At 66.9% G+C, this 24,394-nt stretch carries 22 protein-coding genes; 9 read left to right on the forward strand and 13 right to left on the reverse strand.

All coding sequences use genetic code 11. The annotated features are described in order from the left end of the window. Nucleotides 1-5: 5 nt before the first annotated feature. Both IFR23_RS14825 and IFR23_RS14830 read right to left on the reverse strand, forming a co-directional pair. Complete coding sequence (locus IFR23_RS14825; protein WP_107963752.1) at nucleotides 6-323, reverse strand: hypothetical protein; 318 nt, start codon at nucleotides 321-323, stop codon at nucleotides 6-8. Between the two features lie 54 nt (nucleotides 324-377). Next, nucleotides 378-1,283: a LysR family transcriptional regulator gene (locus tag IFR23_RS14830; RefSeq protein WP_192976573.1), complete on the reverse strand. Its 906-nt coding sequence runs from the start codon at nucleotides 1,281-1,283 to the stop codon at nucleotides 378-380. Nucleotides 1,284-1,390: 107 nt separating this feature from the next. Here IFR23_RS14830 and IFR23_RS14835 point away from each other — a divergent pair, with 107 nt between their 5' ends. The 6 genes from IFR23_RS14835 (at nucleotide 1,391) to mmsB (ending at nucleotide 7,477) form a co-directional block, all read left to right on the forward strand. Next, nucleotides 1,391-2,917: a CoA-acylating methylmalonate-semialdehyde dehydrogenase gene (locus tag IFR23_RS14835; RefSeq protein WP_192976574.1), complete on the forward strand. Its 1,527-nt coding sequence runs from the start codon at nucleotides 1,391-1,393 to the stop codon at nucleotides 2,915-2,917. Nucleotides 2,918-2,922: 5 nt separating this feature from the next. Then, nucleotides 2,923-3,333, forward strand: coding sequence for a VOC family protein (locus IFR23_RS14840; protein ID WP_342344970.1), 411 nt, complete (start codon nucleotides 2,923-2,925; stop codon nucleotides 3,331-3,333). Then, nucleotides 3,330-4,475: an acyl-CoA dehydrogenase family protein gene (locus IFR23_RS14845; RefSeq protein ID WP_342344971.1), complete on the forward strand. Its 1,146-nt coding sequence runs from the start codon at nucleotides 3,330-3,332 to the stop codon at nucleotides 4,473-4,475. The genes IFR23_RS14840 and IFR23_RS14845 overlap by 4 nt, the downstream gene beginning before the upstream one ends. Nucleotides 4,476-4,589: 114 nt before the next feature. After that, nucleotides 4,590-5,633: a 3-hydroxyisobutyryl-CoA hydrolase gene (locus IFR23_RS14850; RefSeq protein WP_192976576.1), complete on the forward strand. Its 1,044-nt coding sequence runs from the start codon at nucleotides 4,590-4,592 to the stop codon at nucleotides 5,631-5,633. Between the two features lie 59 nt (nucleotides 5,634-5,692). Beyond that, nucleotides 5,693-6,469, forward strand: coding sequence for an enoyl-CoA hydratase (locus tag IFR23_RS14855; RefSeq protein WP_192976577.1), 777 nt, complete (start codon nucleotides 5,693-5,695; stop codon nucleotides 6,467-6,469). Nucleotides 6,470-6,601: 132 nt separating this feature from the next. Further along, nucleotides 6,602-7,477 carry a 3-hydroxyisobutyrate dehydrogenase gene (mmsB, locus tag IFR23_RS14860; protein WP_192976578.1) on the forward strand — a complete coding sequence of 292 codons (876 nt, stop codon included), beginning with the start codon at nucleotides 6,602-6,604 and terminating at the stop codon, nucleotides 7,475-7,477. 3 nt (nucleotides 7,478-7,480) lie between these two features. Here the strand turns inward: mmsB and IFR23_RS14865 are convergent, their stop codons facing one another. The 10 genes from IFR23_RS14865 to IFR23_RS14910 all read right to left on the reverse strand — a co-directional run bounded on the left by IFR23_RS14865 (nucleotide 7,481) and on the right by IFR23_RS14910 (nucleotide 17,312). Next, nucleotides 7,481-7,876: an MAPEG family protein gene (locus tag IFR23_RS14865; protein WP_192976579.1), complete on the reverse strand. Its 396-nt coding sequence runs from the start codon at nucleotides 7,874-7,876 to the stop codon at nucleotides 7,481-7,483. Between the two features lie 36 nt (nucleotides 7,877-7,912). Further along, a complete protein-coding gene (locus IFR23_RS14870) occupies nucleotides 7,913-8,131 on the reverse strand; it encodes a hypothetical protein (protein ID WP_107954376.1) in 219 nt (72 codons plus the stop codon). A gap of 85 nt (nucleotides 8,132-8,216) precedes the next feature. Further along, nucleotides 8,217-9,590 (reverse strand): MATE family efflux transporter, encoded by a 1,374-nt coding sequence (locus IFR23_RS14875; protein ID WP_192976580.1) that lies wholly within the window; start codon nucleotides 9,588-9,590, stop codon nucleotides 8,217-8,219. Nucleotides 9,591-9,937: 347 nt separating this feature from the next. Continuing rightward, the gene (locus IFR23_RS14880) at nucleotides 9,938-11,056 is read right to left on the reverse strand and encodes an extracellular catalytic domain type 1 short-chain-length polyhydroxyalkanoate depolymerase (protein WP_192976581.1); all 1,119 of its coding nucleotides are present in this window, start codon (nucleotides 11,054-11,056) and stop codon (nucleotides 9,938-9,940) included. Nucleotides 11,057-11,148: 92 nt separating this feature from the next. Further along, the gene (locus IFR23_RS14885) at nucleotides 11,149-12,408 is read right to left on the reverse strand and encodes an adenosylmethionine--8-amino-7-oxononanoate transaminase (RefSeq protein WP_192976582.1); all 1,260 of its coding nucleotides are present in this window, start codon (nucleotides 12,406-12,408) and stop codon (nucleotides 11,149-11,151) included. Continuing rightward, the gene (bioD, locus tag IFR23_RS14890) at nucleotides 12,405-13,022 is read right to left on the reverse strand and encodes a dethiobiotin synthase (RefSeq protein WP_192976583.1); all 618 of its coding nucleotides are present in this window, start codon (nucleotides 13,020-13,022) and stop codon (nucleotides 12,405-12,407) included. Before bioD ends, IFR23_RS14885 begins: the two co-directional genes overlap by 4 nt. Then, a complete protein-coding gene (locus tag IFR23_RS14895; protein WP_192976584.1) occupies nucleotides 13,019-14,140 on the reverse strand; it encodes an 8-amino-7-oxononanoate synthase in 1,122 nt (373 codons plus the stop codon). The genes bioD and IFR23_RS14895 overlap by 4 nt, the downstream gene beginning before the upstream one ends. Before the next feature lie 54 nt (nucleotides 14,141-14,194). Then, nucleotides 14,195-14,845, reverse strand: coding sequence for a 2-dehydro-3-deoxy-6-phosphogalactonate aldolase (locus IFR23_RS14900; RefSeq protein ID WP_192976585.1), 651 nt, complete (start codon nucleotides 14,843-14,845; stop codon nucleotides 14,195-14,197). Then, entirely contained in the window at nucleotides 14,842-15,705 is an 864-nt protein-coding gene (locus IFR23_RS14905) for a 2-dehydro-3-deoxygalactonokinase (protein WP_244655713.1), read from the reverse strand. The genes IFR23_RS14900 and IFR23_RS14905 overlap by 4 nt, the downstream gene beginning before the upstream one ends. Before the next feature lie 2 nt (nucleotides 15,706-15,707). Further along, the gene (locus IFR23_RS14910; RefSeq protein WP_192976587.1) at nucleotides 15,708-17,312 is read right to left on the reverse strand and encodes a sodium/sugar symporter; all 1,605 of its coding nucleotides are present in this window, start codon (nucleotides 17,310-17,312) and stop codon (nucleotides 15,708-15,710) included. Between the two features lie 131 nt (nucleotides 17,313-17,443). On the opposite strand from IFR23_RS14910, the gene IFR23_RS14915 reads away from it, so the two are divergent. Beyond that, nucleotides 17,444-18,169 (forward strand): FadR/GntR family transcriptional regulator, encoded by a 726-nt coding sequence (locus tag IFR23_RS14915; RefSeq protein WP_192145737.1) that lies wholly within the window; start codon nucleotides 17,444-17,446, stop codon nucleotides 18,167-18,169. A gap of 71 nt (nucleotides 18,170-18,240) precedes the next feature. On the opposite strand, the gene IFR23_RS14920 is transcribed toward IFR23_RS14915, so the two are convergent. Continuing rightward, nucleotides 18,241-20,055, reverse strand: a complete 1,815-nt coding sequence (locus tag IFR23_RS14920; RefSeq protein WP_274599198.1) for an IlvD/Edd family dehydratase — start codon at nucleotides 20,053-20,055, stop codon at nucleotides 18,241-18,243. A 128-nt stretch (nucleotides 20,056-20,183) separates the two neighbouring features. Between IFR23_RS14920 and IFR23_RS14925 the strand changes: the two genes are divergently transcribed. Together IFR23_RS14925 and IFR23_RS14930 are read left to right on the forward strand one after the other, a co-directional pair. After that, nucleotides 20,184-21,125, forward strand: coding sequence for a Gfo/Idh/MocA family protein (locus IFR23_RS14925; RefSeq protein WP_192976588.1), 942 nt, complete (start codon nucleotides 20,184-20,186; stop codon nucleotides 21,123-21,125). Nucleotides 21,126-21,210: 85 nt separating this feature from the next. Next, a complete protein-coding gene (locus IFR23_RS14930; RefSeq protein WP_342344972.1) occupies nucleotides 21,211-24,378 on the forward strand; it encodes a TRCF domain-containing protein in 3,168 nt (1,055 codons plus the stop codon). The last annotated feature ends 16 nt before the right edge of the window (nucleotides 24,379-24,394 follow it).

The following is a 24,394-nucleotide window of genomic DNA, read 5'->3' on the forward strand; positions in this document are numbered from 1 at the left end:
ACGACCTACCGCGTGCGCTTCCCGATCATCGGTCGGAGCCGCACGCCGAGGCAGATCACCGTCGGCCAGAGCAGCGTGTTGAGGATGTCCAGCGAGGTATCTCCCCAGCGCCAGGACCCGAAGCTCAGCCGGTCCATGATCTCGTTGAAGGCCTCACCGGCGACGACGACCCACCACGGGATGAACGTCCCGAACGAACGACGCGTAACCAGTCGCGCTATCATCAACAGCGCCATGCCGGCGTGGATATGCAGGATGGCATCGGGCAGTCCCGTCCCGTCGCCGATCCAGATGATGGCATCATGGTACAATTTGGGGATCACGCTTCACTCCGGGCGAAAACGGCAGGGCCGTGGCAGTGCGAGCCTATACGAGCCTCAACCGGAAGCGCCAATCGTACCGAGCATCAACGGTTTGAGCGCGGCGATCGTCGCGTCGAGCCAGGCGATGAACCGATCGATCCGCGCGATCCGCCGGACGTCGCGGTGGACGACGAGCCAGAACGAGCGCGCGATGTCCACTGCTTCGGGCAGCACGCGCACCAGTCCCGGCATCTGGTCGCCGATGAAGCACGGGAGTATCCCGCAGCCCGCTCCTGCCGCGATCAGTTCGGCCTGAGCGACGATGCTCGAGCTGCGGATCGACGCATCGAGCCGCCCGTCGATCTCCGCAAGATAGCGGAGTTCGGGCGCGTAGATCATGTCGGGTACGTAGCCTATCAGCCGGTGCCGCATCAGGTCCGCAGTGGTCGCGATCGGCCCGGTCCGCGCGAGGTGATCAGGATGCGCGTAGAGGCCGAGGTGATAGTCCGTCAGCTTTCGCGCGACCAACGGTCCGCTTTTCGGTCGCGCGAGCATCACCGCGATATCCGCCTCTCGCCGTGAGGGGTTTAGGAACCCGGTCGACGCGATCAGGTCGACCGCGATCCGCGGATGCTGGTTGGTGAACGACGCGAGCCGCGGCGCGAGGATACGGCTGCCGAAGCCTTCCGAGACGCTCAACCGGATCGGGCCGGCGAGCACGCCGGCGTCATTGCCGACGACTTCCTGGATGCCGAGCGCGGACGCCTCCATCGTCTCGGCATGGTCGAGCAGCGCCGCGCCACGCTCGGTCAGCGCGTATCCCGCCACGGTCTGTTCGAACAACGTCGTCTGGAGTCGGCGTTCAAGTCTTTGCAGCCGCCGCGAGACTGTCGTCGCGTCCTGTCCGAGCAGTTTGGCGGCTGGCCCGAGCCTGTGCGTGCGCGCCAAAGCGAGGAAATACCGGACGTCGTCCCAATCCATGAACGCCTCACCCTATGCTGCATATCTGCAGAGCGTATCTGCAAACAGCCCCACTTGGCTGCGAAACGCTTATGGCGGACGATGCGGGCAACTAGAAGAGGATGCCCATGCGGACGATCGAGAATTTCGTGAGCGGTGCGGCCAGCACGGCCGAGCGCTTCGGCGACGTGTTCGACCCGAATTCGGGCGAGGTGCAGGCGCGCGTGCGGCTGTCGGGCGCGAAGGACCTGGATGTGGCGGTCGCTGCCGCGCAGAAGGCGCAGCCGGGCTGGGCCGCGACCAACCCGCAGCGTCGTGCGCGCGTCATGTTCGAGTTCAAGCGGCTCGTCGAAGCGAACATGGACGAACTCGCGCGACTGCTCTCGTCCGAGCACGGCAAGGTGATCGCGGATTCGAAGGGCGACATACAGCGCGGGCTCGAGGTGATCGAGTTTTGCTGCGGCATCCCGCACATCCTCAAGGGTGAATATACGCAGGGCGCCGGGCCGGGGATCGACGTCTATTCGATGCGCCAGCCATTAGGCATTGGCGCGGGGATCACGCCGTTCAACTTCCCGGCGATGATCCCGCTGTGGATGTCGGGCGTCGCGATCGCCACGGGCAATGCGTTCATCCTCAAGCCCAGTGAGCGCGATCCTTCGGTGCCGGTGCGGCTCGGCGAATTGTTCGTCGAGGCGGGGCTGCCCGAGGGCATCTTCCAGGTCGTCCACGGCGACAAGGAAATGGTCGACGCGATCCTCGATCACGCGGCGATCTCGGCGGTGAGCTTCGTCGGATCGTCCGACATCGCGCATTACGTGTACCGCCGCGGCGTCGAGGCGGGCAAGCGCGTCCAGGCGATGGGCGGCGCGAAGAACCACGGGATCGTCATGCCCGACGCGGACCTCGACCAGGTCGTCGCCGACCTTTCGGGTGCGGCGTTCGGGAGCGCCGGCGAGCGCTGCATGGCGTTGCCGGTGGTGGTGCCGGTCGGCGAGAAGACGGCGATCGCGCTGCGGGAGAAGCTGATCCCGGCGATCGCCGCTTTGCGGGTTGGCGTGTCGACCGACAACGACGCGCACTACGGACCGGTGGTGAACGCGGCGCATCGCACCCGGATCGAGAACTGGATCCAGACCGGCGTCGACGAGGGCGCGGAACTGGTCGTCGATGGGCGCGGGTTCGCGTTGCAGGGGCATGAGAAGGGCTTCTTCATTGGGCCTTCGCTGTTCGATCACGTGACGACGGAGATGTCGGCGTACAAGGAGGAGATCTTCGGGCCGGTGCTGCAGATCGTCCGCGCCGCCGATTTCGAGGAGGCGGTGCGCCTGCCGAGCGAGCATCAATACGGCAACGGCGTCGCGATCTTCACGCGCAACGGGCACGCGGCGCGCGAGTTCGCGGCGCGGGTGAATGTCGGGATGGTCGGCATCAACGTGCCGATCCCGGTGCCGGTCGCGTATCATACGTTTGGTGGGTGGAAGCGCTCGGCGTTTGGCGACACCAACCAGCACGGGATGGAGGGCGTGAAGTTCTGGACCAAGGTCAAGACGATCACGCAGCGTTGGCCGGATGGCTCCGCGCTGCCGGCGATGGCCGAGGATGGCGGTCCGGCGCGCAATAACGACGCGTTCGTCATCCCGACGATGGGGTGATTGGGGTGCGCCTGGGAACCGTCGCCCTCGTCGTTCGCGACTATGACGAAGCGATTGCGTATTTCGTCGGTACGCTGGGCTTCGTACTGGTCGAGGATAGCGAACTGGGCGGCGGCAAGCGCTGGGTGCGTGTCGCAGCTCCGGGCGGCGGTTCGGCGCTGCTGCTCGCCAAGGCGGTTGGCGATGAGCAGATCGCGGCGATCGGCAAGGCTGGCGGCGGGCGCGTTTCTTATTTCCTGAACACCGACGATTTCTGGGCGTCTTACGCGAAGTTGAAAGCCAAGGGCGTTGATTTCGTCGAAGCACCGCGCGACGAGCCCTATGGATGGGTCGTCGTGTTCGCCGACCTGTACGGCAACACATGGGATTTGGTCGGATTGACCGCAGACGCAAAAGCCAATGGAGCTTCCTCGTGACCAACCAGTTCGACCTCACCGACGACCAGCGCGAGATCCAGGAGCTGGCACGCCGGTTCACCACCGACCGGATCACCCCGCACGCGGCTGAGTGGGACGAGGAGCACATCTTCCCGCGCGAGACGATCAAGGCGGCGGCCGAGCTCGGTTTCGCGGCGATCTATGTCAGTGAGGAGAGCGGCGGGATCGCGCTCGGGCGGCTCGAGGCGGCGCTGATCATGGAGGCTATGTCGTACGGGTGCCCTTCGACGTCCGCTTTCATCAGCATTCATAACATGGCGGCGTGGATGATCGACCGGTTCGGATCGGCCGCGGTGAAGGACAAGTACCTCCCCGATCTCGTGACGATGGATCGGCTGGCGAGCTATTGCCTGACCGAGCCGGGTTCGGGCTCGGATGCGGCGGCGTTGAAAACGCGGGCCGTGCGCGACGGCGACGACTGGATCGTGACGGGATCGAAGCAGTTCATCTCGGGCGCGGGCGAGAACGAGGTGTATGTGACGATGGTCCGTACTGGTGAGGATGGGCCCAAGGGCATCTCGTGCCTGGTGATCGAGAAGGACATGCCAGGCGTCTCGTTCGGCGCGAACGAGAAGAAGCTCGGCTGGCATTCGCAACCGACGCGGCAGGTGATCTTCGACGGCGTCCGCGTGCCGGCGGCGAATATGGTCGGGGGCAAGGGCGAGGGCTTTCGGATCGCGATGATGGGCTTGGACGGTGGGCGGTTGAACATCGGCGCGTGCTCGCTTGGTGGTGCGCAGCGGTGTCTCGACGAGGCGATCGTTTATACCAGGGATCGGAAACAGTTCGGGAAGGCGATCGCGGATTTCCAGAACACCCAGTTCATGCTGGCGGACATGGCGACCGAGCTGGAGGCGGCGCGCGCGTTGCTCTACATCGCGGCCGCCAAGGTGACGGCGAACACGCCCGACAAGACCAAGTTCGCGGCGATGGCGAAGCGGCTAGCGACGGATACCGGCTCGTCGGTGGTCGACCGCGCGTTGCAGTTGCATGGCGGGTATGGGTATCTGCAGGATTACCCGATCGAACGCTTCTGGCGCGATCTGCGCGTGCATTCGATCCTCGAAGGCACGAACCAGGTCATGCGCATGATCGTCGGTCGCGAACTGACGCGGCAGTGAGTCCGCTTAGCCGTAGTCTTGATCTTCGCGCCTTGGCGCCTTTGCGTGAACAAGAAGGTTTTGATCACGCGAAGGCGCAAAGGCGCGAAGAGCTTATGCAGTGGAGCAATCGCCGTGACCGATGATCTGATCGTCGAGAGTGAAGGGCCTGTCGGCCGTATTCGGTTGAACCGACCGAAGGCATTGCACGCGTTGAATCTCGCGATGTGCGAAGGCGTGCTCGAGGCGCTGGAAGCTTGGCGTGGCGATGCGGCGATCGAGGCGATCGTGGTGGATCATGCGGAGGGACGCGGGTTCTGTGCTGGCGGGGATATCCGCATGCTTGCCGCGTCGGGCGCGACCGATGGCGTCGAGGCGCGGGCGTTCTTTCATGCCGAGTACCGGATGAACCACCGGCTGTTCACCTATGCCAAGCCGATCGTTGCGTTCATGGACGGGATCACGATGGGCGGCGGCGTCGGTCTCGCGCTGCCGTGCCGGTTTCGCGTCGCGACCGAGAACACGAAGTTCGCTATGCCCGAGACCGGGATCGGGCTGTTTCCGGACGTTGGTGGCGGCTGGTATCTTTCGCGGTTGCCGGGGCGGATCGGGCAGTATCTCGCGCTGACCGGGCATCGGCTCGATGGCGCCGAGTGTCTCGCGCTCGGGTTGGCGACGCAGTACCTCGCGAGCGATACGCTCGACACTGCCAAGGCGCGGATCGCAGAGACACCACAGGATATCGCGGGCGTGTTGGACGCATTGGCCACGTCGGCACCCGACGCGAAGATCTTGGCTCGCAGGGACGAGATCGACCGGCTTTTCGCGTCGGACGTGCTCGAGGACATCTACGCTGTGCTCGAAGCCGATGGCGGGGAATGGGCCGCGCAGACGCTCGCGACGTTGAAGACCAAGTCGCCGCAGACGATGAAGGTGTCGCTCCGGTTGCTCCACGAGGGGGCGGGGATGGCGAGCTTCGCGGACGAGATGCGGCAGGAATATGCGGTTGGTGCGCATGTCGTGCAGCGGCATGACTTCATTGAGGGCGTGCGGGCGGTGATCGTCGACAAGGACAATGCGCCGCGCTGGGATCCGGCGACGCCCGAGGATGTGACCGATCACGTCATCGACCAGATTTTCGCGCCGTTGCCGGAGGACCAGGCGTGGACGCCGGGCTGAATGGCAGAAAGCACGTCACCCCAGCGGAACCTGGGGTGACGAAATTGGAAGGGTTTGGAATGGCTGAGTACGAAACGATCCTGGTCGAGCAGCGCGGTGGCGTCACGCTGGTCACGCTGAACCGGCCGCAGGCGCTGAACGCGCTCAATTCGCAGGTGCTCGCCGACCTGATCTCCGCGTTCGCCGCGTTTGATGCGGATGCGTCGCAGGGCTGTGCGGTGCTGACCGGCTCGGGCAAGGCGTTCGCGGCGGGGGCGGACATCAAGGAGATGCAGTCGCAGGGCTTTGCCGAGATGTACGCGAGCAACTTCTTCGCGGGCTGGGAGAACTTCACGCGGACGCGCAAGCCGGTGATCGCGGCGGTCGCGGGGTATGCGCTCGGCGGCGGGTGCGAGCTGGCGATGATGTGCGACTTCATCCTTGCTGCCGATACCGCCAAGTTCGGGCAACCGGAGATCAAGCTCGCCGTGTCTCCCGGCATGGGCGGATCGCAGCGGCTCACGCGCGCTGTCGGCAAGGCCAAGGCGATGGAGATGTGCCTGACCGGGCGGATGATGGATGCCGCCGAAGCCGAGCGCGCGGGGCTCGTTTCGCGGATCGTGCCGGCGGACGAGCTGGTCGAGGAGGCGGTGAAGACGGCGACCACGATCGCCGCGATGGCGCCGCTGGCGGTGCTGGCGAACAAGGAAATGGTCAACGCGGCGTTCGAGACGGGGCTCGCGATGGGCGTGCAGTTCGAGCGGCGGCTGTTCCACGGGCTGTTCGGGACCGCGGACCAGAGCGAGGGCATGGCCGCTTTCGTCGAGAAGCGCGCCGGGACCTGGACGGGGAAATGAACCGGATGCCCCTCCCGCTTGCGGGAGGGGTCAGGGGAGGGGCGTGCCGCGACCACGCGCGACGTATTTGCGGCACTGCCCTCCCCCAACCCCTCCCGTGAACGGGAGGGGAGCAAGATTAGGAGAGAGAACATGGCACGAATCGGTTTCATCGGGCTCGGCAACATGGGCGGCGGGATGGCGGCGAACCTCGCCAAGAAGGGCCACGACGTTCGCGCGCTCGATCTGAGCGTCGACGCGCTGGACAAGGCGAAGGCCGCCGGATGCCTGCCGGTCGCGTCTGCTGCCGAAGCCGCAGACGGTGCCGAGGCGATCGTGACGATGCTCCCCGCCGGCAAGCATGTCGCGGAGGTCTATGACGCGCTGTTCGGCGTCGCGTCGCCGTCCGCGATCCTGATCGACTGTTCGACGATCGACGTCGCCACCGCCAAGCAGGTCGCCGCCGCCGCGCAGGCCAAGGGCCTCGTCGCGGTAGACGCGCCCGTCTCGGGCGGGATCGGCGCGGCGAATGCGGGCACGCTCACCTTCATGGTCGGCGGTTCGGCGGAGGCGTTCGACCGGGCACAAGCGATCCTAGCGGACATGGGCAAGGCGGTCATCCATGCGGGTGCGAACGGCGCGGGGCAGGCGGCGAAGATCTGCAACAACATGATCCTCGGCGCGACGATGATCGCGACCTGCGAGGCGTTCGTGCTGGCGGAGAAGCTCGGGCTCGATGCGCAGGCATTCTACGACATCGCCAGCGTGTCGTCGGGGCAGAGTTGGTCGATGACGACGTACGCGCCGCTGCCGGGCATAGGTCCCGATACGCCTGCGGATCACAACTATCAGGGCGGTTTTGCGGCCGCGCTGATGCTCAAGGACCTGCGGCTTGCGATGGCGGCGGCGAAGGACACCGGCGCAGATACGCCGATGGGGGCGAAGGCGGCCGAGCGTTACGAAGCGTTCGCCGAGGCCGGGCAGGGTGGGCTCGACTTCTCGGCGATCATCCGCACGCTGCGCAGTTAGGTCTTAGAGGAAGCGGATCAGCATCAGCAGCAGGCCGAGGATCGACACCGTCCAGCACAGGCTGCGCACATACTTAATCCCGAACAGATAGAGCGGGATGTAGGCGATCCGCGCACCGAACCAGAGCCATGCGCCGATCGTACCGAGCCCGCCGGTGCGATCGGTCACCGCTAGCCCCAGCGCCAGCGCGATGAAGACCGAGTAGGTTTCCTGGAAATTCTTCAGTGCACGTTCGGCGCGGCCGGCCATCTCGCCGAGCGGCTTCTGCTCCCCGTCGCGCGGGCCTGCGTTCCAGTCGAGGCCGCGGTCGCGCGTCGCGGTCTGCCCCTGGATCATGACGTAGGCGAACAGCAGGACCGTCGACCAGCCCAGCAGCAGCATTTCGGTAGGCAGCGTCATGATCGATCTCCGCGGGGCAGCGGGTCTCGAACGCCGCTATGCGAGCGTGGTTGCGCTGCGCTGGATTGGAATGGCGAGCCGCTGGGCATCGCGGGCGCGGTGGAATGCGCGGTCGGCGTCGTCGATCGCGCCGAGCAGCGCGCCGAAGCAAGGCATCTCGTCGATCGGATAGACGCGCGACAGGTCATGGCCGAGCGCGAAAACGTCACGCTGCGTGAGCAGTCCGATCGCGACGATGCGGTCTTGATCCGGCATATGTCAGGCTCCGTTTGTATAACACATGTTAACACAACGGGACGACTATGTATCAGAAATGTCGGACGAAGAGACCAAGCGAGCCTTAGCCGAGCCCAAGTCGCTCGCGCGCCTGCCATCGGGCGATCATGAGTACCGAAACCACCGCCAACCCGGTCGCCAGCCCGGTCCAGATGCCGACTCCGCCCCAGCCGCGCCCGAACGCTAGCCATGCACCGACGCCGATTCCTATGCCCCAATAGCCGATCGCCGCGAACAGCATCGGCACCTTGGTATCGCCCAGTCCGCGCAACATGCCTGCGCCGATCACCTGCGCGCCGTCGACCACCTGGAACACCGCGGCGACCGCGAGCAGCGAGATCGCCAGCGTAACAACGGGTGCGTTGGCGGGCGCATCGACGTCGAGGATAATGCCGATCAGCATTTGTGGCGCTAGGATTAGGAGCATTGCGGTCAGCACCATGAAGCCTTCGCCGATCGCGAACGCCGCCCAGCCGGCGCGGCCGATACCTGCGCGGTCGCCGCGACCCGAGGCGAGACCGACGCGGACGGTGGCGGCTTGCGCGATGCCGAGCGGGACCATGAAGGTGACGCTGGCGATCTGGATCGCGATGGCGTGCGCGGCGAGCGGCACGGTGCCGAGCAGCCCCATGAGGAACACCGCAGCGATAAACACGGTGGATTCGAACCCCAGCGTGATCGCGATCGGCAGGCCAAGCTTCCAGACCGCGCGGTATCGTGGCCAGTCGGCACGCCAGAACCGGCCGAGCAGGCGATAGCGACGGAACGGCCTGGCATAGACGATGACGGCGGCCATCGCGACGAAGCTGAGGCCGTTGGCGATGCTGCTCGCCATCCCCGAACCGAGCAGGCCGAGCGCGGGGAGGCCGGCATGACCGAATATCAGCAGCCAGTTGAGCCCGGCGTTGACGACCAGCAGCCCGACCATCACCACCAGCGACCAGGCGGGTTTCTCGAGCGCGGCGACGAATGCGCGGAGCACGAGGAAGCAGAGGCTCGGCAGCATCCCCCACATCACCGCGCGGACGAACCGTGCGGCTTCGTGCGCGAGGAGCGGATCCTGGTCGAGCAGGTGGACTAGGATCGGCTCGGCGTTCCACAGCACGATCCACGAGGGCACGCAGAGCGTGGCGGCGACCCAGATCGTCTGACGCACGGTCCGCCGGATATCGCGCACCGCATGTGGCCGCGCGCCGCGCTCGCGTGCGATCATCGGGACGGCGGCGGTGGTGAGGCCCATGCCGAAGATCAGGAAGACGAGGTAGAGGTTGAGGCCGAGCGTTGCCGCCGCCAGCGTGTCCGACCCCAGCCGCCCCAGCATTGCTACGTCGGTCGCGCCGACCAGTGCCTGCGCGAGGTTGGTCGCGACGAGCGGCCAGGCGAGTTTCAGCGTGGCGGCGAACTCGGTGCGCCAGGGGCGGGGCGGGGTGGACGTCATGCGCTGGCTTTAGCCGGGTTGGGCGGCTTGTCGATTACTCCCGTCGATCCTCCTCCTGGTAGGGAAGGCGACGCATGGGAGGACATGCAACGGATGTCGTCCATTCCTCCCCCTCCGTCAGGCTGATGCCTGCCACCTCCCCCTGGCGGGGGAGGATCGATAGGGTGAGCTATGGCGCGCAGATTGCGCGGTTGAGGCCGTCGAGGTTTTCACCAACTCCGTCATCCTGACGAAAGTCAGGATCCAGGGTAACGGATGGTGTCCTGTCTGGCTCTGGATCCTGACTTTCGTCAGGATGACGGGTGGGAGTTGGCGGGAGTGCACCCAACCGCTAGCCGATGGCTAGCCTACCGCATCAACCCGGCCGCCCGGAGCGCGTTCTCGATCGTCGCCTGGATACCGGTGGGCGCCTCGGCGCGTGGCTTCGACGCAGGCTTTGGCGTCATGGGTATCGCAATCTTGGCTACGCGTTCGGATGGTGCCGGCTTGACCACAGTCTCCGCCTTCGCCGCCGCTAGCAGGCCCCAGGACTTCGCGATCACCGCCGTGCTCGAAATCCCGACATCCAGCATGAACGGCCCCGCGGCGCCCAAGCGCTCGCCGCGCAACGGATCGATCGGCGTGCCGTGGCCCATCCCCGGCACGGTCCAGTCCTCGACGACGTCACGCCCTTGCGCGTCCGACCAGATCCGGTGGACGGCGGTGCCTAGCCGCTCCGTGCGCACGGCCTTCGCATCGACGCCGTGGACGCCGCGCCATTGCCGCGCGATCGTGTCCGCGTTCGCTACGCTCACCGTCGCGTCCGCGCCGCCGTGCCAGATCGCGAGCGTCGGCCAGCGTCCGTCGTGGCCACGCGCACCGGTGCGGACCAGATCGACCAGCGCTGTGTCGCTCGTGTCGCCATGCCCGCGCATCCGGTCGAGCGCCTGCGACACGCCGGTCGCTGTGCCGTAGGCTAGCCCGCCGATCACAGCACCACCGGCGAACAGATCCGGCCGTGTGGCGAGCATCGCCATCGTCATCGCGCCGCCCGCCGACAGTCCGGTAACGTAAATGCGGCTGCGGTCGAGGCCGTGGCGTGCGATCATCGTCTCGGTCATCTGCGCGATCGATTCCGCCTCGCCGCCGGCTTGTGCGGTGTCCTCCGATGCGAACCAGTTGAAGCAGCGGTTGGGATTGTTCGCGCGAGTCTGCTCGGGGAAGACCAGCGCGAAACCCGCGCGATCCGCGAGCTTCGACCAGCCTGCACCGTGGTCATACCCCGCCGCGGTCTGCGTGCAGCCGTGCAGGACGACGACCAGTGGCGCGTTCGCTGGCAGGTTGGTGGGGACGTAGCTGAAGCCCAGCAGCGCGCCTGGATTGGTCCCGAACTCGGTCAGCGGCGTCAGGCGGCTGGGCGCGGTGTCGCGCGGGGTCGGCGCTCCGGCGCGCGCCATGCGGGCGAGGGTATCGGCGATGTTTCTCACGGTAATCGAGCCTTTCGTCGCCAGCGTACTCGGCCGCGATCTTATCTCAACGTCGCACGTACATCATTTGTTGCTGCAGTGCAGCAAGAACGTCAGGACTCTTGCCTGATCGTGTCGCACGCTTCGGCGATCGTCGCATAGATCCGATCTAGATCGGCATCATCGATGCAATAGGGCGGCATGACGTAGACGGTGTTGCCGAGCGGGCGGAGCAGAAGGTCGCGCTCGCCGAAGAACGCGAGCAGGCGCGGGCCGATCTGCGACAGATAGCCGTCCTCGCCGCGGAGTTCGACCGCGGTGATCGTGCCGATCTGGCGCGCGTTGGCGATGCGGGGATGGTGAGCGAGAGCTCCCAGCCGCGAGGCTTGGTGTGCGGCGAGGTCGGCGATCCGCTCGCGCACAAGTTCGTCGCGCCAGATCGCGAGGTTCGCGTTGGCGGCGGCGCAGGCGATCGGGTTGGCGGTGTAGCTCGACGAGTGGAAGAACATCCGCGCACGGTCGGTGCCGTAATGCGCCTGGTAGATCGCCTCGGTCGCCATCGTCACCGCGAGTGGGACCGCGCCGCCGGTCAGGCCCTTTGACAGGCACAGGATGTCAGGCACCACGCCCGCCTGTTCGCAGGCGAGCAACGTGCCGGTGCGGCCCCAGCCGGTCATCACCTCGTCGGCGATGAACAGCACGTCGTGGCGCGTGCAGATCCGCCGCATCTCGGCAAGGATGTGCGCGGAATAGATGTGCATCCCGCCGGCGCCGAGCAGCAACGGCTCGACGATGAACGCGGCGGGATGCTCGGCGCAGGCGGCCTCCAGCGCGTCGAGCGTCGCCTGTTCGTGCCCAGCGGCGGGGAAGGGGATCGTGCCGACGTCGAACAGCAGCGGCGCGTAGGCGCGGTTGTAGACGCCGCGTGCGCCGACCGACATCGCGCCGATCGTGTCGCCGTGATAGCCGTGTTCGAGCACCAGGATGCGGTGGCGATTCTCGCCACGATCGAGCCAATAGCCGAGCGCCATCTTCAGCGCGCACTCGACGCTGGTCGAGCCCGAGTCCGAGAAGAAGACTCGCGTAAGGTCCGGCGGCATGATCGCGGTCAGTCCGCGCGCGAGGTCTTCGGCGGGCTGGTGCGTCCAGCCGGCGAAGATGATCTGGTCGAGCTTGCCCGCCTGCTCGGCGATCGCCGCCATGATCTTCGGGTTGGCGTGGCCATGTGTCGTAACCCACCAGGACGAGATCGCATCGACGATCCGCCGGCCGTCGGATGTATAGAGCGCGGCGCCCTCTGCATGCGTGACGAGCGGGATCGGCTCGCGCAGGCCGTGCTGCGTGAACGGGTGCCAGACGGGGGAGTCGCTCATCGGAACGCCGCCAGATCGAAGTTTGCGCTGAACGCCTGCGCCAGTGTTGCGGCGTTCAGCGGATCGAGGCGGGGCAGGCGGCCGAGCCGGCGGACGTTGCCGAGTGCGGCGATCGTCGCCTCGCTATCCTCGACCGCGTCGCCGACGAAGGCGATGCCGAGAATCGGTACGCTGCGGCTGCGCAAGGCCTCGATCGAGAGCAGGCTGTGGTTGATCGTCCCGAGCCCGGTGCACGCGACGAGCACGACCGGCTCGGCCCAGCGCGCGAACAGGTCGGCGAAGATCAGCTCGCGCGTGACGGGGACCATCACGCCGCCTGCGCCCTCGACGACCAGTGGTCCGTCGATTTGAGGTAGCGTGAGGCGGTCAGGGTCGATCGTGAGGCCGTCGATCTCGGCGGCGAGATGCGGCGAGCATGGGGTAGTCAGCCGGTATGCTTCCGGCAAAACATGGTCCGCCGGCACGCCTAAAGCCACCACCGATGCTGCGTCGCTGCCGTCCGCGAGCCCCGCCTGCACCGGCTTCCAGTACTGCGCGTCGAGTGCCGCGGTGAGCCCGGCGGCGAACACGGTCTTGCCGATATCGGTGTCCGTTCCGGTAACGACGATCGTCATTGTAGCGCCTCTCCCATAACCTTTCCCAAAGCCTCAATGTCAGCAACCGCCGCGTTCAGCGTCAGCGAAATGCGCAGTCGCGACGTCCCCTCGGGCACGGTCGGCGGCCGGATCCCGCGCACGTCGAACCCAGCTGCCTGGATCGCACCGGCGACACGCATCGTTCGTGCGGCGTCTCCCAGCACTAGCGGCAGGATCTGCGACCCCGTTGCCGCGACGCCGTAGGGTGCAAGCACACGCTCCGCCGTCGCGATCAGGTCCCAGAGCCGCTTCCGCCGCGCCGGTTCGTCTGCGATGATGCGGAGGGCTTCTCCGACCGCCAGCGCCATCAGCGGCGACGGCGCGGTCGAGAAGATGAACCCGCGCCCGCGATTGACGATGAACTCGCGCATCGTCGCAGGTCCGCACAACAGCGCTCCCTCGCATCCCAGTGCCTTGCCGCAGGTGCGCAAGCTGATGACGTTCTCGCGCCCGTCGAGTCCCTCGGCCAGTCCGCGGCCATCGGTGCCGAACACGCCCGTGGCATGTGCTTCGTCGATCAGCAGGATTGCATCGTGTCGATCGGCAATCTCGGCCAAGGCCACCAGCGGCGCGCGGTCGCCGTCCATGCTGTAGAGGCTCTCGACCGCGATCCAGGCGCGGCCGGTACCACCCGATCGGCGCCAATCGACGATCGCATCCTCGAAGGCGTTGGCATCGTTATGCGCAGCGGCCACGAAGGTCGCTCGCGTGAGACGCATGCCCTCATGCGCGCTCGCGTGGATCAGCGCGTCGTGGACGATCAGGTCGCCGCGTTGCGGCAGCGTCGCGAACAAGATCGTGTTCGCGACGTAACCGCTGGCGAAGAACAGCGCCGTCGCGGTGCCGAAGAAGGTGGCGGCGTCCGCTTCGAGCGCCTCGTGCTCGGGTGCATTGCCACGGAGCAATCGCGACCCCCCGGAGCCGACCGGCATACCGCGTCGCAGGGCATCGACCATGGCGCCGCGCAGTCGGTCCGACCCGGCCAGCCCGAGATAGTCGTTCGAGGCGAAGTCCACGCCCTGTCGCGGGCGAAGCGATCGGTACCGGTCCGCTGCGGCCAGCGCGGCGAGGTCTCGTTCCTGAGCGGCGAACATCATCGCGACGCCCTAACCGCAACGCGCGGCGAAGACGATCCCCGCCAGGTGATCGCGTTACCCTGTGTTCAACGCCGTGATGAAACCACGCGCCCGTGCGACGACGTCGTCTGCGCTCATGCCGGGCGCATACAATGCCGAGCCCAGACCGAAGCCCGCGGCGCCGGCGGTGCGCCATTCCGCCATGCGTTCGGGTGTGATCCCGCCGACCGGCAACACGCGCGTATCCTTGGGGAGAACCGCGCGCATCGCCTTTAGCACTGCCGGGCTCGCGGCCTCGGCGGGGAACAGCTTCAGCGCGGCGGCGCCGGCCTCGAGCGCGGCGAACGCCTCGGTCGGCGTGGCGATGCCGGGGAGCGCGACGTAGCCGTGCTCCGCCGCCGCCGCGATCACGCGCACATTGGCGTTGGGGGCGATGATCAACGTGCCGCCAGCCGCGCCGACGTCCTCGACGTCCTCGACCCGCAAGACCGTGCCTGCACCGACGACCGCACGTCCCTCAAGCTTGCGCGCCAGTCGCGCGATGCTGTCGAGCGGGTCAGGCGAGTTCATCGGGACTTCGAGGATCGTGAAGCCGGCCTCGACCAGCGCTTCGCCGATCGCCTCGACTTCCTCAGGCTTCACACCGCGCAAAATCGCGATCAGCGGGCATTTCGCGAAGGCGTCGTCGAAGGCTTGGCGGTGAGGGGACAAGCGGGGCGTGGTCATGCGGCGAGATCCTGAATGCGGGTGATGCCGGCCACGAACGCGGCCTGACTGTCTATATGGTGTGACGTACCGCCGAGCGCATCGATCGCGCTGGCGTAGAGTGCGCCGAGTGACGGGTCGGCGAGGATGTGGACGGTCGCGCCGGGTTCGATCCGCGCGGCGGTATCCGCGCCGATCAGCAGGCCGCTCGCGAACGAGGCGGCGTGGGCGTCGTCGGCGATCCCGAGCACACCGCGCGCACGGATCGCGAACAGGCTGGCGGCGAGATCGCGCCGAGCCCCCTCCACGACGCCTTCGAGGAAAGCGGTGCCCGGCTCGACCGGATGGCCGAGCTGGCGCGAGAGCACGCCGTGTGCGCGGAGCAGCGCGAAGAGTTCGCCGGTCATCGCGGTGGTAAACCGGGCGATCCTGCCGCCCTCGACGGACGCCCATTTGCAATGCGTGCCGGGTTGGCAGAGCATCGCGTCCATTGGCACGAGTTCCGCCGCAACCGCGCCGAGCAACTGGACCTCTTCGCCGCGCATCACGTCGGCATGAAGTCCGTCGCGGTACGAGAGCCCGGGTACGATCGCGGTACGGTCGTCGATCCGGTCGAGCGCGGCGGCGACTTCGGCAAGACCCGCGGGCGCGGCGACATAGGGAACGCTGCGCCAGCCGATGTTCGACCCGACCATCCCCGCGAGCAGCATCGGCAGGTCGCCGAGCCGATCGCGGATGCCCGCAACCTCCGCCTCATACTCGCCCGCTGCGACATTGGCCGCGCCGCGATCGTCGCGTTCGGTCGCGACGACCTCGCCGTGCTCGATCCGGAACGCGCGGCGGTTGGTCGTGCCCCAGTCGACGGCGATAAACGAACCCATACTCACCACCATGTTGCGTACAAAGCGACGAGGATCATCACCACGCCGACCGCCGCGATATTGAACCCGCGCGTCGTCGTATAGTCGACGTCGCGCGTGACGATCCGGTTGGCCTCGCTCGATTGCGGGCGGACCAGCGATGCGACCACCGCCAGTATCAGCGCGATCACGAACGCGACCAGCATCCGGTTCATGAAGGGGATTTCGGGCGCGGCGTATTTCAGCAGCAGCGAGATCGCGAACGATGCGACCGCGGCGATCAGCGCGCCCGCCTCGGTCGCGCGCTTCCAGAACAGCCCAAGCATGAAGATCACGACGATGCCGGGCGTGAAGAACCCGGTATATTCCTGGATATACTGGAACGCCTGGTCCGACTTGCCGAGCAGCGGCCGCGCGGTGATCATCGCCAGCAGAATCGCGACCGCGGCGGCGATCCGCCCGACCTTGACGAGGTTGCGCTCGACCGCGGGATCCGAGACCTTGGTCGAACCATCCTCGGCGATCGACGTCGCGCCGCGACGCTTGGCGTAGAGATCGAGCGTGAAGATCGTCGCGATCGAATTGATCTTCGATGCGGTCGACGCGACGATCGCGGCGATCAAGGCGGCGAACACCAGCCCGAGCAGGCCGGGGGGCAGCAGCCGCATCATCGTCGGATACGCCTGGTCCGGCTTGGCGAGATCGGGCGCGAGGATCACCGCGGCGATCCCCGGCAGGACGATCACCAGCGGCATCAGCAGCTTCAGGAACGCGGCGAACACGATGCCCTTCTGTGCCTCGCCGAGCGACTTGGCGGCGAGTGCGCGCTGGATGATGTACTGGTTGAAGCCCCAGTAGCTGAGGTTGGCGATCCACATGCCGCCGACCAGCACCGAGATGCCCGGCAGGTCCTTGTAGAACGCATTGTCCTTCGACAGGATCATGTGGAAATGCTCGGGCGCTTGGCTGGTCAGGCGATAGAAGCCGCCGATCATGCCGGTGTCGCCGCCGAGTTCGCGCAGCGCCAGCGCGGAGACGATCAGCCCGCCGACGACCAGCAGCGTCACCTGGACGATGTCGGTGAGCGCGACGGCCTTGAGGCCACCCTTCAACTGATACAGGAGCGCGAACAGGCCGAGTCCGATCAGCGCGACGTCCTGGTTGATCCCGGCGACCTGGTTGACCGCGATCGAGCCGAGCCAGATGATCGAGGTGAGGTTCACGAACACGTACAGGCCGAGCCAGAACACCGCCATCAGCGTGCGGATCGACGGGCCGTAGCGCTGTTCGAGGAACTGCGGCATCGTGTAGATCTCGTTGCGCAGGAAGATCGGCAGGAAGAACTTGCCGACGATCAGCAACGTCAGCGCCGCCATCCATTCGTACGAGGCGATCGCGAGGCCGATCGCGTAACCCGAGCCGGCCATGCCGACGATCTGTTCGGCGGAGATGTTGGCGGCGATCAGCGAGGCGCCGATCGCCCACCACGGCAGCGATTTCGAGGCGAGGAAATAGTCCGAACTGTCCTTGGCCTTGCCGCCCTTGTCGCGCGACACCCATTGCGCGAGGCCGAATATGCCGATCGCGTAGACGATGACGACGACCAGATCGATGCCGGACAGGCTCATGCGCGTTCCTCTTCCACCCGGTTCGCGTGCGGTTCGCCCGGTGCGAGGATATTTATACGACAATTGTGCATTGTCTAGCGTAACGCTTGGATACGTGACAGCAAGGCGATGTTGCGCCAGAACTCGTGCAGATGGCTACCGAAATCACAGACACCGAAATCAATCCGGTCGGCGCGGTTGCAGGACGCAACCTGACGCACGGCATGCTCGATACGCTGGGTCGTGCGATCGTGACGGGGCGGTATGAAAGCCGGCCGTTCCCGACCGAGGCGGAGATCGCCAAGACGCATGGCGTGAGCAGGTCGGTGACGCGCGAGGCGGTCAAGATGCTGACTGCGAAAGGCCTTGTCAGCGCGCGGCCGCGGCAGGGGACGGTGGTGCAGCCCGCGAGCGCCTGGAACCTGTTCGACACCGACGTGCTGCGCTGGACGCTCGAGCGGAAATTCTCGGTCGAACTGTTGCGGCATTTCAACCAGTTGCGCGTGGCGATCGAACCCGAGGCGGCGGCATTGGCGGCGCGCTACGGCGATGCGGCCGATATCCAGGCGATCCGCAGTGGGCTGGAGCAGATGGAGGCGGGCGAGTCGGGGCTGACCGATCCGCTGGAGGCCGATATCGCGTTCCATGTCGCGATCATGCGCGCGTCGAAGAACCCGTTCTACGCGCAGTTCCAGTCGGTGGTGTCGACGGCGCTGCGGACCTCGATCCGCTTCACCAACCGGATCAAGGGGCGCTCGGCCAACATCGCCGATCACGCCGCGGTGGCTGACGCGATCATCGCGCGCGATCCCGCGGCCGCGAAGGTGGCGATGACGCGGATCATCGGCGACGTGCTGACGATGATCGGGGAGGAATGAGGGGCGGCAGCGTTTGATCCTCCCCCGCTAGGGGGAGGATTGAGAGCCCGTGGACCGCGCACGAGGTGCCCTCAATGGCTATCGCGTGGCAGGCCCTTCTCGGCGATGCGCTGATACTTCACCGCGCTCTCGATCACCGCGCCGCCGTCGAACTGGCCGACGATGTTGCGGTGGATCTCCTGCCACGGGGTCTGCGATACCGGGAAGAAATAGCCGTCCGCGTCCACCGCCGCACGGCGTCGCGCGAGTTCGGCGTCGTCGACCAGCATGTCGGCCCGGTTGGCGCGCAGGTCGATGCGGATGCGGTCGCCGGTCTGGAGCAGCGCGAGATTGCCGCCCGCCGCTGCCTCGGGCGAGGCGTTGAGGATCGACGGACTGCCGCTCGTCCCCGACTGACGCCCGTCGCCAAGGCACGGCAGCGCGTGGATGCCCGCGCGGATCAGCGCCGCGGGTGGGCGCATGTTGACGACTTCCGCGCCGCCCGGATACCCGATCGGCCCGGTGCCGCGCATCACCAGGATGCAGGTCTCATCGATGCCCAGCGCGGGGTCGTCAATCCGCTTGTGATAATCCTCCGGCCCGTCGAACACGACCGCGGTCGCCTCGAATGCCTCGGGATCGTCGGGATTGCTGAGGTACATCTCGCGGAACTGGTCCGAGACGACGCTGAGCTTCATCACCGCCGCATCGAACATGTTGCCGCGCAGGACGGTCAGCCCCGCATTGGCGAGCAGCGGCGCGTCGAGCAGGCGGATGACGTCGACGTCGCGGGTCGTCTGGCCGCCGATATTCTCCTCGACGGTCTTGCCGTTCACGGTCAGCGCGGAGCCGTCGATCATGCCCTTCGCCAGCAACTGTCCCATCACCGCGGGGACGCCGCCCGCGCGGTAGAAATCCTCGCCGAGATATTCGCCGGCGGGTTGCAGATTGACGATGAAGGGCACGTCGGCACCGTGATTCTCCCAATCCTCCAGCGTCAGCTCGACGCCGACATGGCGCGCGATCGCGTTCAGGTGGATCGGCGCGTTGGTCGATCCGCCGATCGCCGAATTGACGCGGATCGCGTTGAGGAACGCCTGGCGCGTGAGCACGTCGGAGGGGCGGCGGTTGGCGGCGACCATCTCGACGATCCGGCGGCCCGTTTCCCACGAACATTCCTGGCGATCGCGGTGCGGCGCGGGGATCGCGGCCGAGCCCGGCAGCGACATGCCGAGCGCCTCGCACAGCGAGTTCATCGTCGTGGCTGTGCCCATCGTGTTGCAGAAGCCGGTCGACGGCGCCGACGACGCGACCAGCGCGATGAAGCCCTTATAGTCGATCTCGCCCGCCGCGAGCAGCTCGCGCGCCTTCCACACGATGGTCCCCGAGCCGGTGCGCTGGCCATTATAGTTGCCGTTGAGCATCGGCCCCACGGAGAGCGCGATCGCCGGGATGTTGACCGTCGCCGCGGCCATCAGGCACGCCGGCGTCGTCTTGTCACAGCCGATCGTCAGCACGACGCCGTCGATCGGGTAACCGTGCAGCACCTCGACGAGGCTCAGATAGGCGAGGTTGCGGTCGAGCCCGGCGGTCGGGCGCTTGCCGGTTTCCTGGATCGGGTGGATCGGGAATTCGATCGGGATACCGCCTGCATCGCGAATGCCGTCGCGGACGCGCTGCGCGAGGACGAGGTGGTGGCGGTTGCACGGCGCGAGGTCGCTGCCGGTTTGCGCGATGCCGATGATCGGCCGGTCCGACTGGAGTTCCTCGAGACTGAGCCCGTAGTTCAGATAGCGCTCGATATAGAGTGCGGTCATGTCGGGATTGCTCGGATCGTCGAACCACGCGCGCGACCGCAATCTGCCCTGAGCAGGGTTGGCCGGTCCGTTGTCGATCATATCCGTCATGTCATGCACTCCGATGCAAACCATTGACGCAGCAAGATTTAAAGACTCGCGCGCCACGGTCGTCGCGCTGTTGATAGCGTAGCTGCGAAACGTTACAACGAATAAGTAAGATAAATTGAGGAATCCGAATGGTCGATAAGACAGCGTCTGCGCAACCGATCCGGCTGGCGATCATCGGTGTCGGCAAGATCGCGCGCGATCAGCATCTACCGGCGATCGCGGCCGATCCGCGGTTCGAGCTTGTTGCGGCGGCCAGCCGGAACGCGGTCGTCGACGGCGTGCCCAATTATCACGATATCAATGCGTTGCTTGCTGCGGGCCATGCGCTGGATGCTGTATCGATCTGCACGCCCCCGGTGGGCCGGGCAGCCATTGCGATGGCGGCGATCGATGCCGGACTCGACGTGATGCTGGAGAAGCCGCCCGCCGCGACGCTGTCGGAAATCGCCCGGATCGAGGCGCATGCCGCCGCTGCCGGACGGACACTGTTCGCGACCTGGCATTCGCGCGAAGCAGCCGGCGTTGCGGCGGCCCGCGCGTGGCTCGCGGACCGGACCGTCGAGCGCGTGACGATCGACTGGCGCGAGGACATCCGCCGCTGGCATCCCGGGCAGGACTGGATCCTCGAAGCGGGCGGCTTCGGCGTGTTCGATCCGGGCATCAACGCGTTGTCGATCGCGACCGAGATTTTGCCGGGCGCATGGAGCGTCCAGAGCGCCGACCTGCGCGTGCCGGAAGGGCGAATGTCGCCGCTTGCCGCCGACATTCTCCTGTCCTGCGACGACGTCCCCGTCACCGCGGCGTTCGACTTCCTCCACGAGGGACTCCAGCAATGGGATATCGTCGTCGACACCCAAGGAGGCCGATTGACGTTGCGGATGGGGGGCTCCGTGCTCGAGATCGACGGGACGATCACCGAGGCACCCGACGCGGAATATCCGCGCCTGTATGCCAAATTCGAGCGGCTGGTGCGCACGCGGGCGAGCGATGTAGACGTGACGCCGCTGCGATTGGTGGCCGATGCGTTCCTGGTCGGGCGGCGCGAAACCGTGCCGGCGTTCGCGTGGTGATCCGGCGAACTAGCTGATCGAGGATAGGATCGCCGGAACGGGCGCACCGAGACCACGTTCATCCTAAAAATAAGGATGCGTATCGGTGCTTCAGGTAGGTCGACAGATAGAGAGTGACAGTACGACGCCGGTCGCGGCGACGGCACCGATCGCGGTTGCGATCGCCGAGGCGACGTCCCGAGGCAGTCTGATCTACGTCGCCGCCGACGACCAGCGTGCGACCGAGATTGCGGCGATCGTGACCGCGCTGGCACCCGATGCGCTGGTGGTTCACCTGCCGTCGAGCGATGCGTTGCCGGGTGACGATGCGCCGGCATCGCCGGCCAATGTCGGGCGCAGGGTCGCGGCGTTGCGCCGGTTGCGCGCGGGGTCCGAGGACAAGACCAGTCCGATCCTGCTGGTGACCACGGCCGAGGCGACGGCGGTACGCTATCCGCCGCCGGCGATGTTCGACGCCGCGCCGCCGCGGCTCGCGGTCGGCGATACGATCGACGTCGACGCGTTTGCGGTCGTCGCCACGGATATCGGGTATCAGAACGACGACCGTGTCGACGAACCCGGCGAGATCGCGGTTCGGGGCGGCGTCATCGACGTATTTCCCGCCGATCGCGAAAACCCCGTCCGGATCGAGTTCGCCGAAGACCGTATCACCGCCCTGCGCGAATACGATCCGGTCTCGCAACTCGGCTGCGACGATGTCGACGTGATCGAGATCGGCCGCGCGACTGAGCCGCTGGTCGAGAAGGGCGTGTCGATCCTGGCGCATCTGCCAGAAGCCGCGATCGCGTTCGATCGCGATGCCGAGAAGCGGCGCAATCGTTTCCTTGCCATCGCCGCGGATGGCCTGCCGCGGCGCAAGGCTGCTGCCGATCTGGTCGAGGAGAAGGCCTGGAACGGCGAAACGGCGAAACGGGAAATGCTTGCGTTCGCGGTCGCCGACGACACGCCGCCGCGGTTTGTCGAGCGCCGCGATCCCGCCCGCGCCTTTGCCCGCTTCGCCAAGGATGCTCTGGCCGACGGACGCCTGCTGATCGTCGGATCGCCGCGCGACCTGCGGTTCCTGCAACCGCGGCTAGAGCATGCCGCCAAGATCGCGTTCACGGTCGTCGATCGCTGGGCGGCGGTGATCGCGGCGAAACCGGGCACGGCGCTGCTTCTCGCGGCGCCCGTCGATCGCGGGTTCGTCGCGAGCGGTACGACCGTCGTTGCGGGGGCAGACCTGCTCGGCGGCCGGGCACGGGGCGACGAAATCGCCGGTAGCGGTGCGAATGCCCTGTCGGGTCTGGCGAGCGAGCTGCAATGCGGTGACGTGATCGTCCATGAGGAGTTCGGGATCGGCGTGGTTCGCGGGCTGGAGGCGTTGCCCAACGCGGGCGGCGATGCGATCGTCCTCGAATATGCCAAGGATGGTCGTCGCCTCGTCCCGGTCCTCGAAGCCGATCGTATCTGGCGCTATGGGGCGGACGCCGACGCGGTGACCCTCGATGCGCTCGATGGCTCGTCGTGGCAGAAACGTCGCGGTGCGATCGATGCCGCGATTGCCGAGAGCGCGCGGGACCTTGCCGCGATCGCGGCGGAACGCGACGCGCGCAAAACCGACCCGATCGAACCGGACCGCGCGCGCTACGAGCGCTTTGCCGCCGGTTTCGCCTTCACCGAGACGCCCGATCAGGCGCGGGCGATCGCGACGACGCTGGCGGATCTTGCCAGCGGCAAGCCGATGGATCGGCTCGTGATCGGCGACGTCGGTTACGGGAAGACCGAGGTCGCCTTGCGCGCCGCCGCTGCCGTGGCGCTGGCCGGGCGGCAAGTGGCAATCGCCGCACCGACCACGGTGCTCGTCCGCCAGCATATCGAGACGTTCGCCAAGCGATTCGAAGGCACCGGGATCGTCGTCGCCGGGCTCTCGCGCCTGTCGAGCGCGGCTGAGAAGACGCGCGTCAAGGCGGGCCTTGCGGATGGCTCGATCGGGGTCGTGATCGGCACTGGCGCGATCGCCGGGAAGGGCGTCGCGTACAAGGACCTCGCGCTGGTCGTGATCGACGAGGAGCAACGCTTCGGTGCGGCCGACAAGGCAAAGCTGCATGCGCTCGGCGTGGGACACGTGCTGACGCTGAGCGCGACGCCCATTCCGCGTACGCTGCAATCCGCGATGATCGGGTTGCAGGGGCTGTCGGTGATCGCGACACCACCGGCCCGGCGGCAGCCGATACGGACGTCGGTGGCGCTGTTCGACGACGCGACCGTGCGTGCGGCGTTGCGGCGTGAGCGGGCGCGGGGCGGGCAGAGCTTCGTGGTGGTGCCGCGGATCGACGACATGGCGCCGCTCGCTGCCAAGCTTGCCAAGCTGGTGCCCGAACTCGGGCTGGTCCAGGCGCACGGCAAGATGCCCGCGACCGACATCGACGAGGCGATGGTCGCGTTCGCAGCAGGCGACGGCGACGTACTGCTCGCCACCAACATCATCGAAGCGGGGCTCGACGTGCCGCGCGCGAACACGATGATCGTCCACCACGCGGACCGCTTCGGCCTGTCGCAGCTCCACCAGTTGCGCGGTCGCGTCGGGCGCAGCGGACGGCGCGGGCAGGTAATGCTGCTGACCGACGGCGACGCGACGATCGCCGAGGCCACGCTGAAACGGCTGCGGACGCTTCAGGCGTTCGACAGACTGGGAGCGGGGTTTGCGATCAGTGCGCGCGATCTCGACCTGCGCGGGGCGGGCGATCTGGTCGGCGAGGCGCAGGCCGGGCACATGAAGCTGATCGGCATCGACCTGTACCAGCATCTGTTCGGTCGCGCGCTGCTCCTCGCGCGCGTCGAACGCGACGGCGGCGCAATCGTCGACGATTGGGTGCCCGAACTGCATCTCGAAATGGGCGGGATATTGCCCGAGGCGTGGATCCCCGAAATGGAGATGCGGCTGTCGCTCTACGGACGGCTCGCCCGGCTGGAGGATGTCGCGGCGCTCGATCTGTTCGAGGCCGAGCTCGACGATCGGTTCGGCAAGACCCCCGACGCGGCACGCAACCTGTTGCAGGTCGCGCGGATACGCATGCTGGCGCGCTCGGCGGGTATCCGGCGGATCGATGCCGGCCCTGCGGCGATCGCCTTCACGCCACAGATTCGCGGGGCGGCGAAACCGATCGATGACCTGGTCGAGAAGAACGGCCGATGGATCGCGGCGGAGGGCATCGCCGACCCGATCGCACGCGCGAGCCGAATCGAGGAACTGCTGGATGCGGTGATCGGGTAGGCGGCGGCTAGTCCGT

Source organism: Sphingomonas sp. CFBP 13603 (genome assembly GCF_014892665.1).
Taxonomy (GTDB): domain Bacteria; phylum Pseudomonadota; class Alphaproteobacteria; order Sphingomonadales; family Sphingomonadaceae; genus Sphingomonas.

Bases quoted from the DNA above. Each gene is read 5' to 3' on its own strand.
- IFR23_RS14830 (WP_192976573.1), bottom strand. From the start codon at position 1,283: ATGGATTGGGACGACGTCCGGTATTTCCTCGCTTTGGCGCGCACGCAC.
- IFR23_RS14835 (WP_192976574.1), top strand. From the start codon at position 1,391: ATGCGGACGATCGAGAATTTCGTGAGCGGTGCGGCCAGCACGGCCGAG.
- IFR23_RS14855 (WP_192976577.1), top strand. From the start codon at position 5,693: ATGGCTGAGTACGAAACGATCCTGGTCGAGCAGCGCGGTGGCGTCACG.
- mmsB (WP_192976578.1), top strand. From the start codon at position 6,602: ATGGCACGAATCGGTTTCATCGGGCTCGGCAACATGGGCGGCGGGATG.
- IFR23_RS14865 (WP_192976579.1), bottom strand. From the start codon at position 7,876: ATGACGCTGCCTACCGAAATGCTGCTGCTGGGCTGGTCGACGGTCCTG.
- IFR23_RS14870 (WP_107954376.1), bottom strand. From the start codon at position 8,131: ATGCCGGATCAAGACCGCATCGTCGCGATCGGACTGCTCACGCAGCGT.
- IFR23_RS14875 (WP_192976580.1), bottom strand. From the start codon at position 9,590: ATGACGTCCACCCCGCCCCGCCCCTGGCGCACCGAGTTCGCCGCCACG.
- IFR23_RS14885 (WP_192976582.1), bottom strand. From the start codon at position 12,408: ATGAGCGACTCCCCCGTCTGGCACCCGTTCACGCAGCACGGCCTGCGC.
- bioD (WP_192976583.1), bottom strand. From the start codon at position 13,022: ATGACGATCGTCGTTACCGGAACGGACACCGATATCGGCAAGACCGTG.
- IFR23_RS14895 (WP_192976584.1), bottom strand. From the start codon at position 14,140: ATGATGTTCGCCGCTCAGGAACGAGACCTCGCCGCGCTGGCCGCAGCG.
- IFR23_RS14900 (WP_192976585.1), bottom strand. From the start codon at position 14,845: ATGACCACGCCCCGCTTGTCCCCTCACCGCCAAGCCTTCGACGACGCC.
- IFR23_RS14905 (WP_244655713.1), bottom strand. From the start codon at position 15,705: ATGGGTTCGTTTATCGCCGTCGACTGGGGCACGACCAACCGCCGCGCG.
- IFR23_RS14910 (WP_192976587.1), bottom strand. From the start codon at position 17,312: ATGAGCCTGTCCGGCATCGATCTGGTCGTCGTCATCGTCTACGCGATC.
- IFR23_RS14915 (WP_192145737.1), top strand. From the start codon at position 17,444: ATGGCTACCGAAATCACAGACACCGAAATCAATCCGGTCGGCGCGGTT.
- IFR23_RS14920 (WP_274599198.1), bottom strand. From the start codon at position 20,055: ATGACGGATATGATCGACAACGGACCGGCCAACCCTGCTCAGGGCAGA.
- IFR23_RS14925 (WP_192976588.1), top strand. From the start codon at position 20,184: ATGGTCGATAAGACAGCGTCTGCGCAACCGATCCGGCTGGCGATCATC.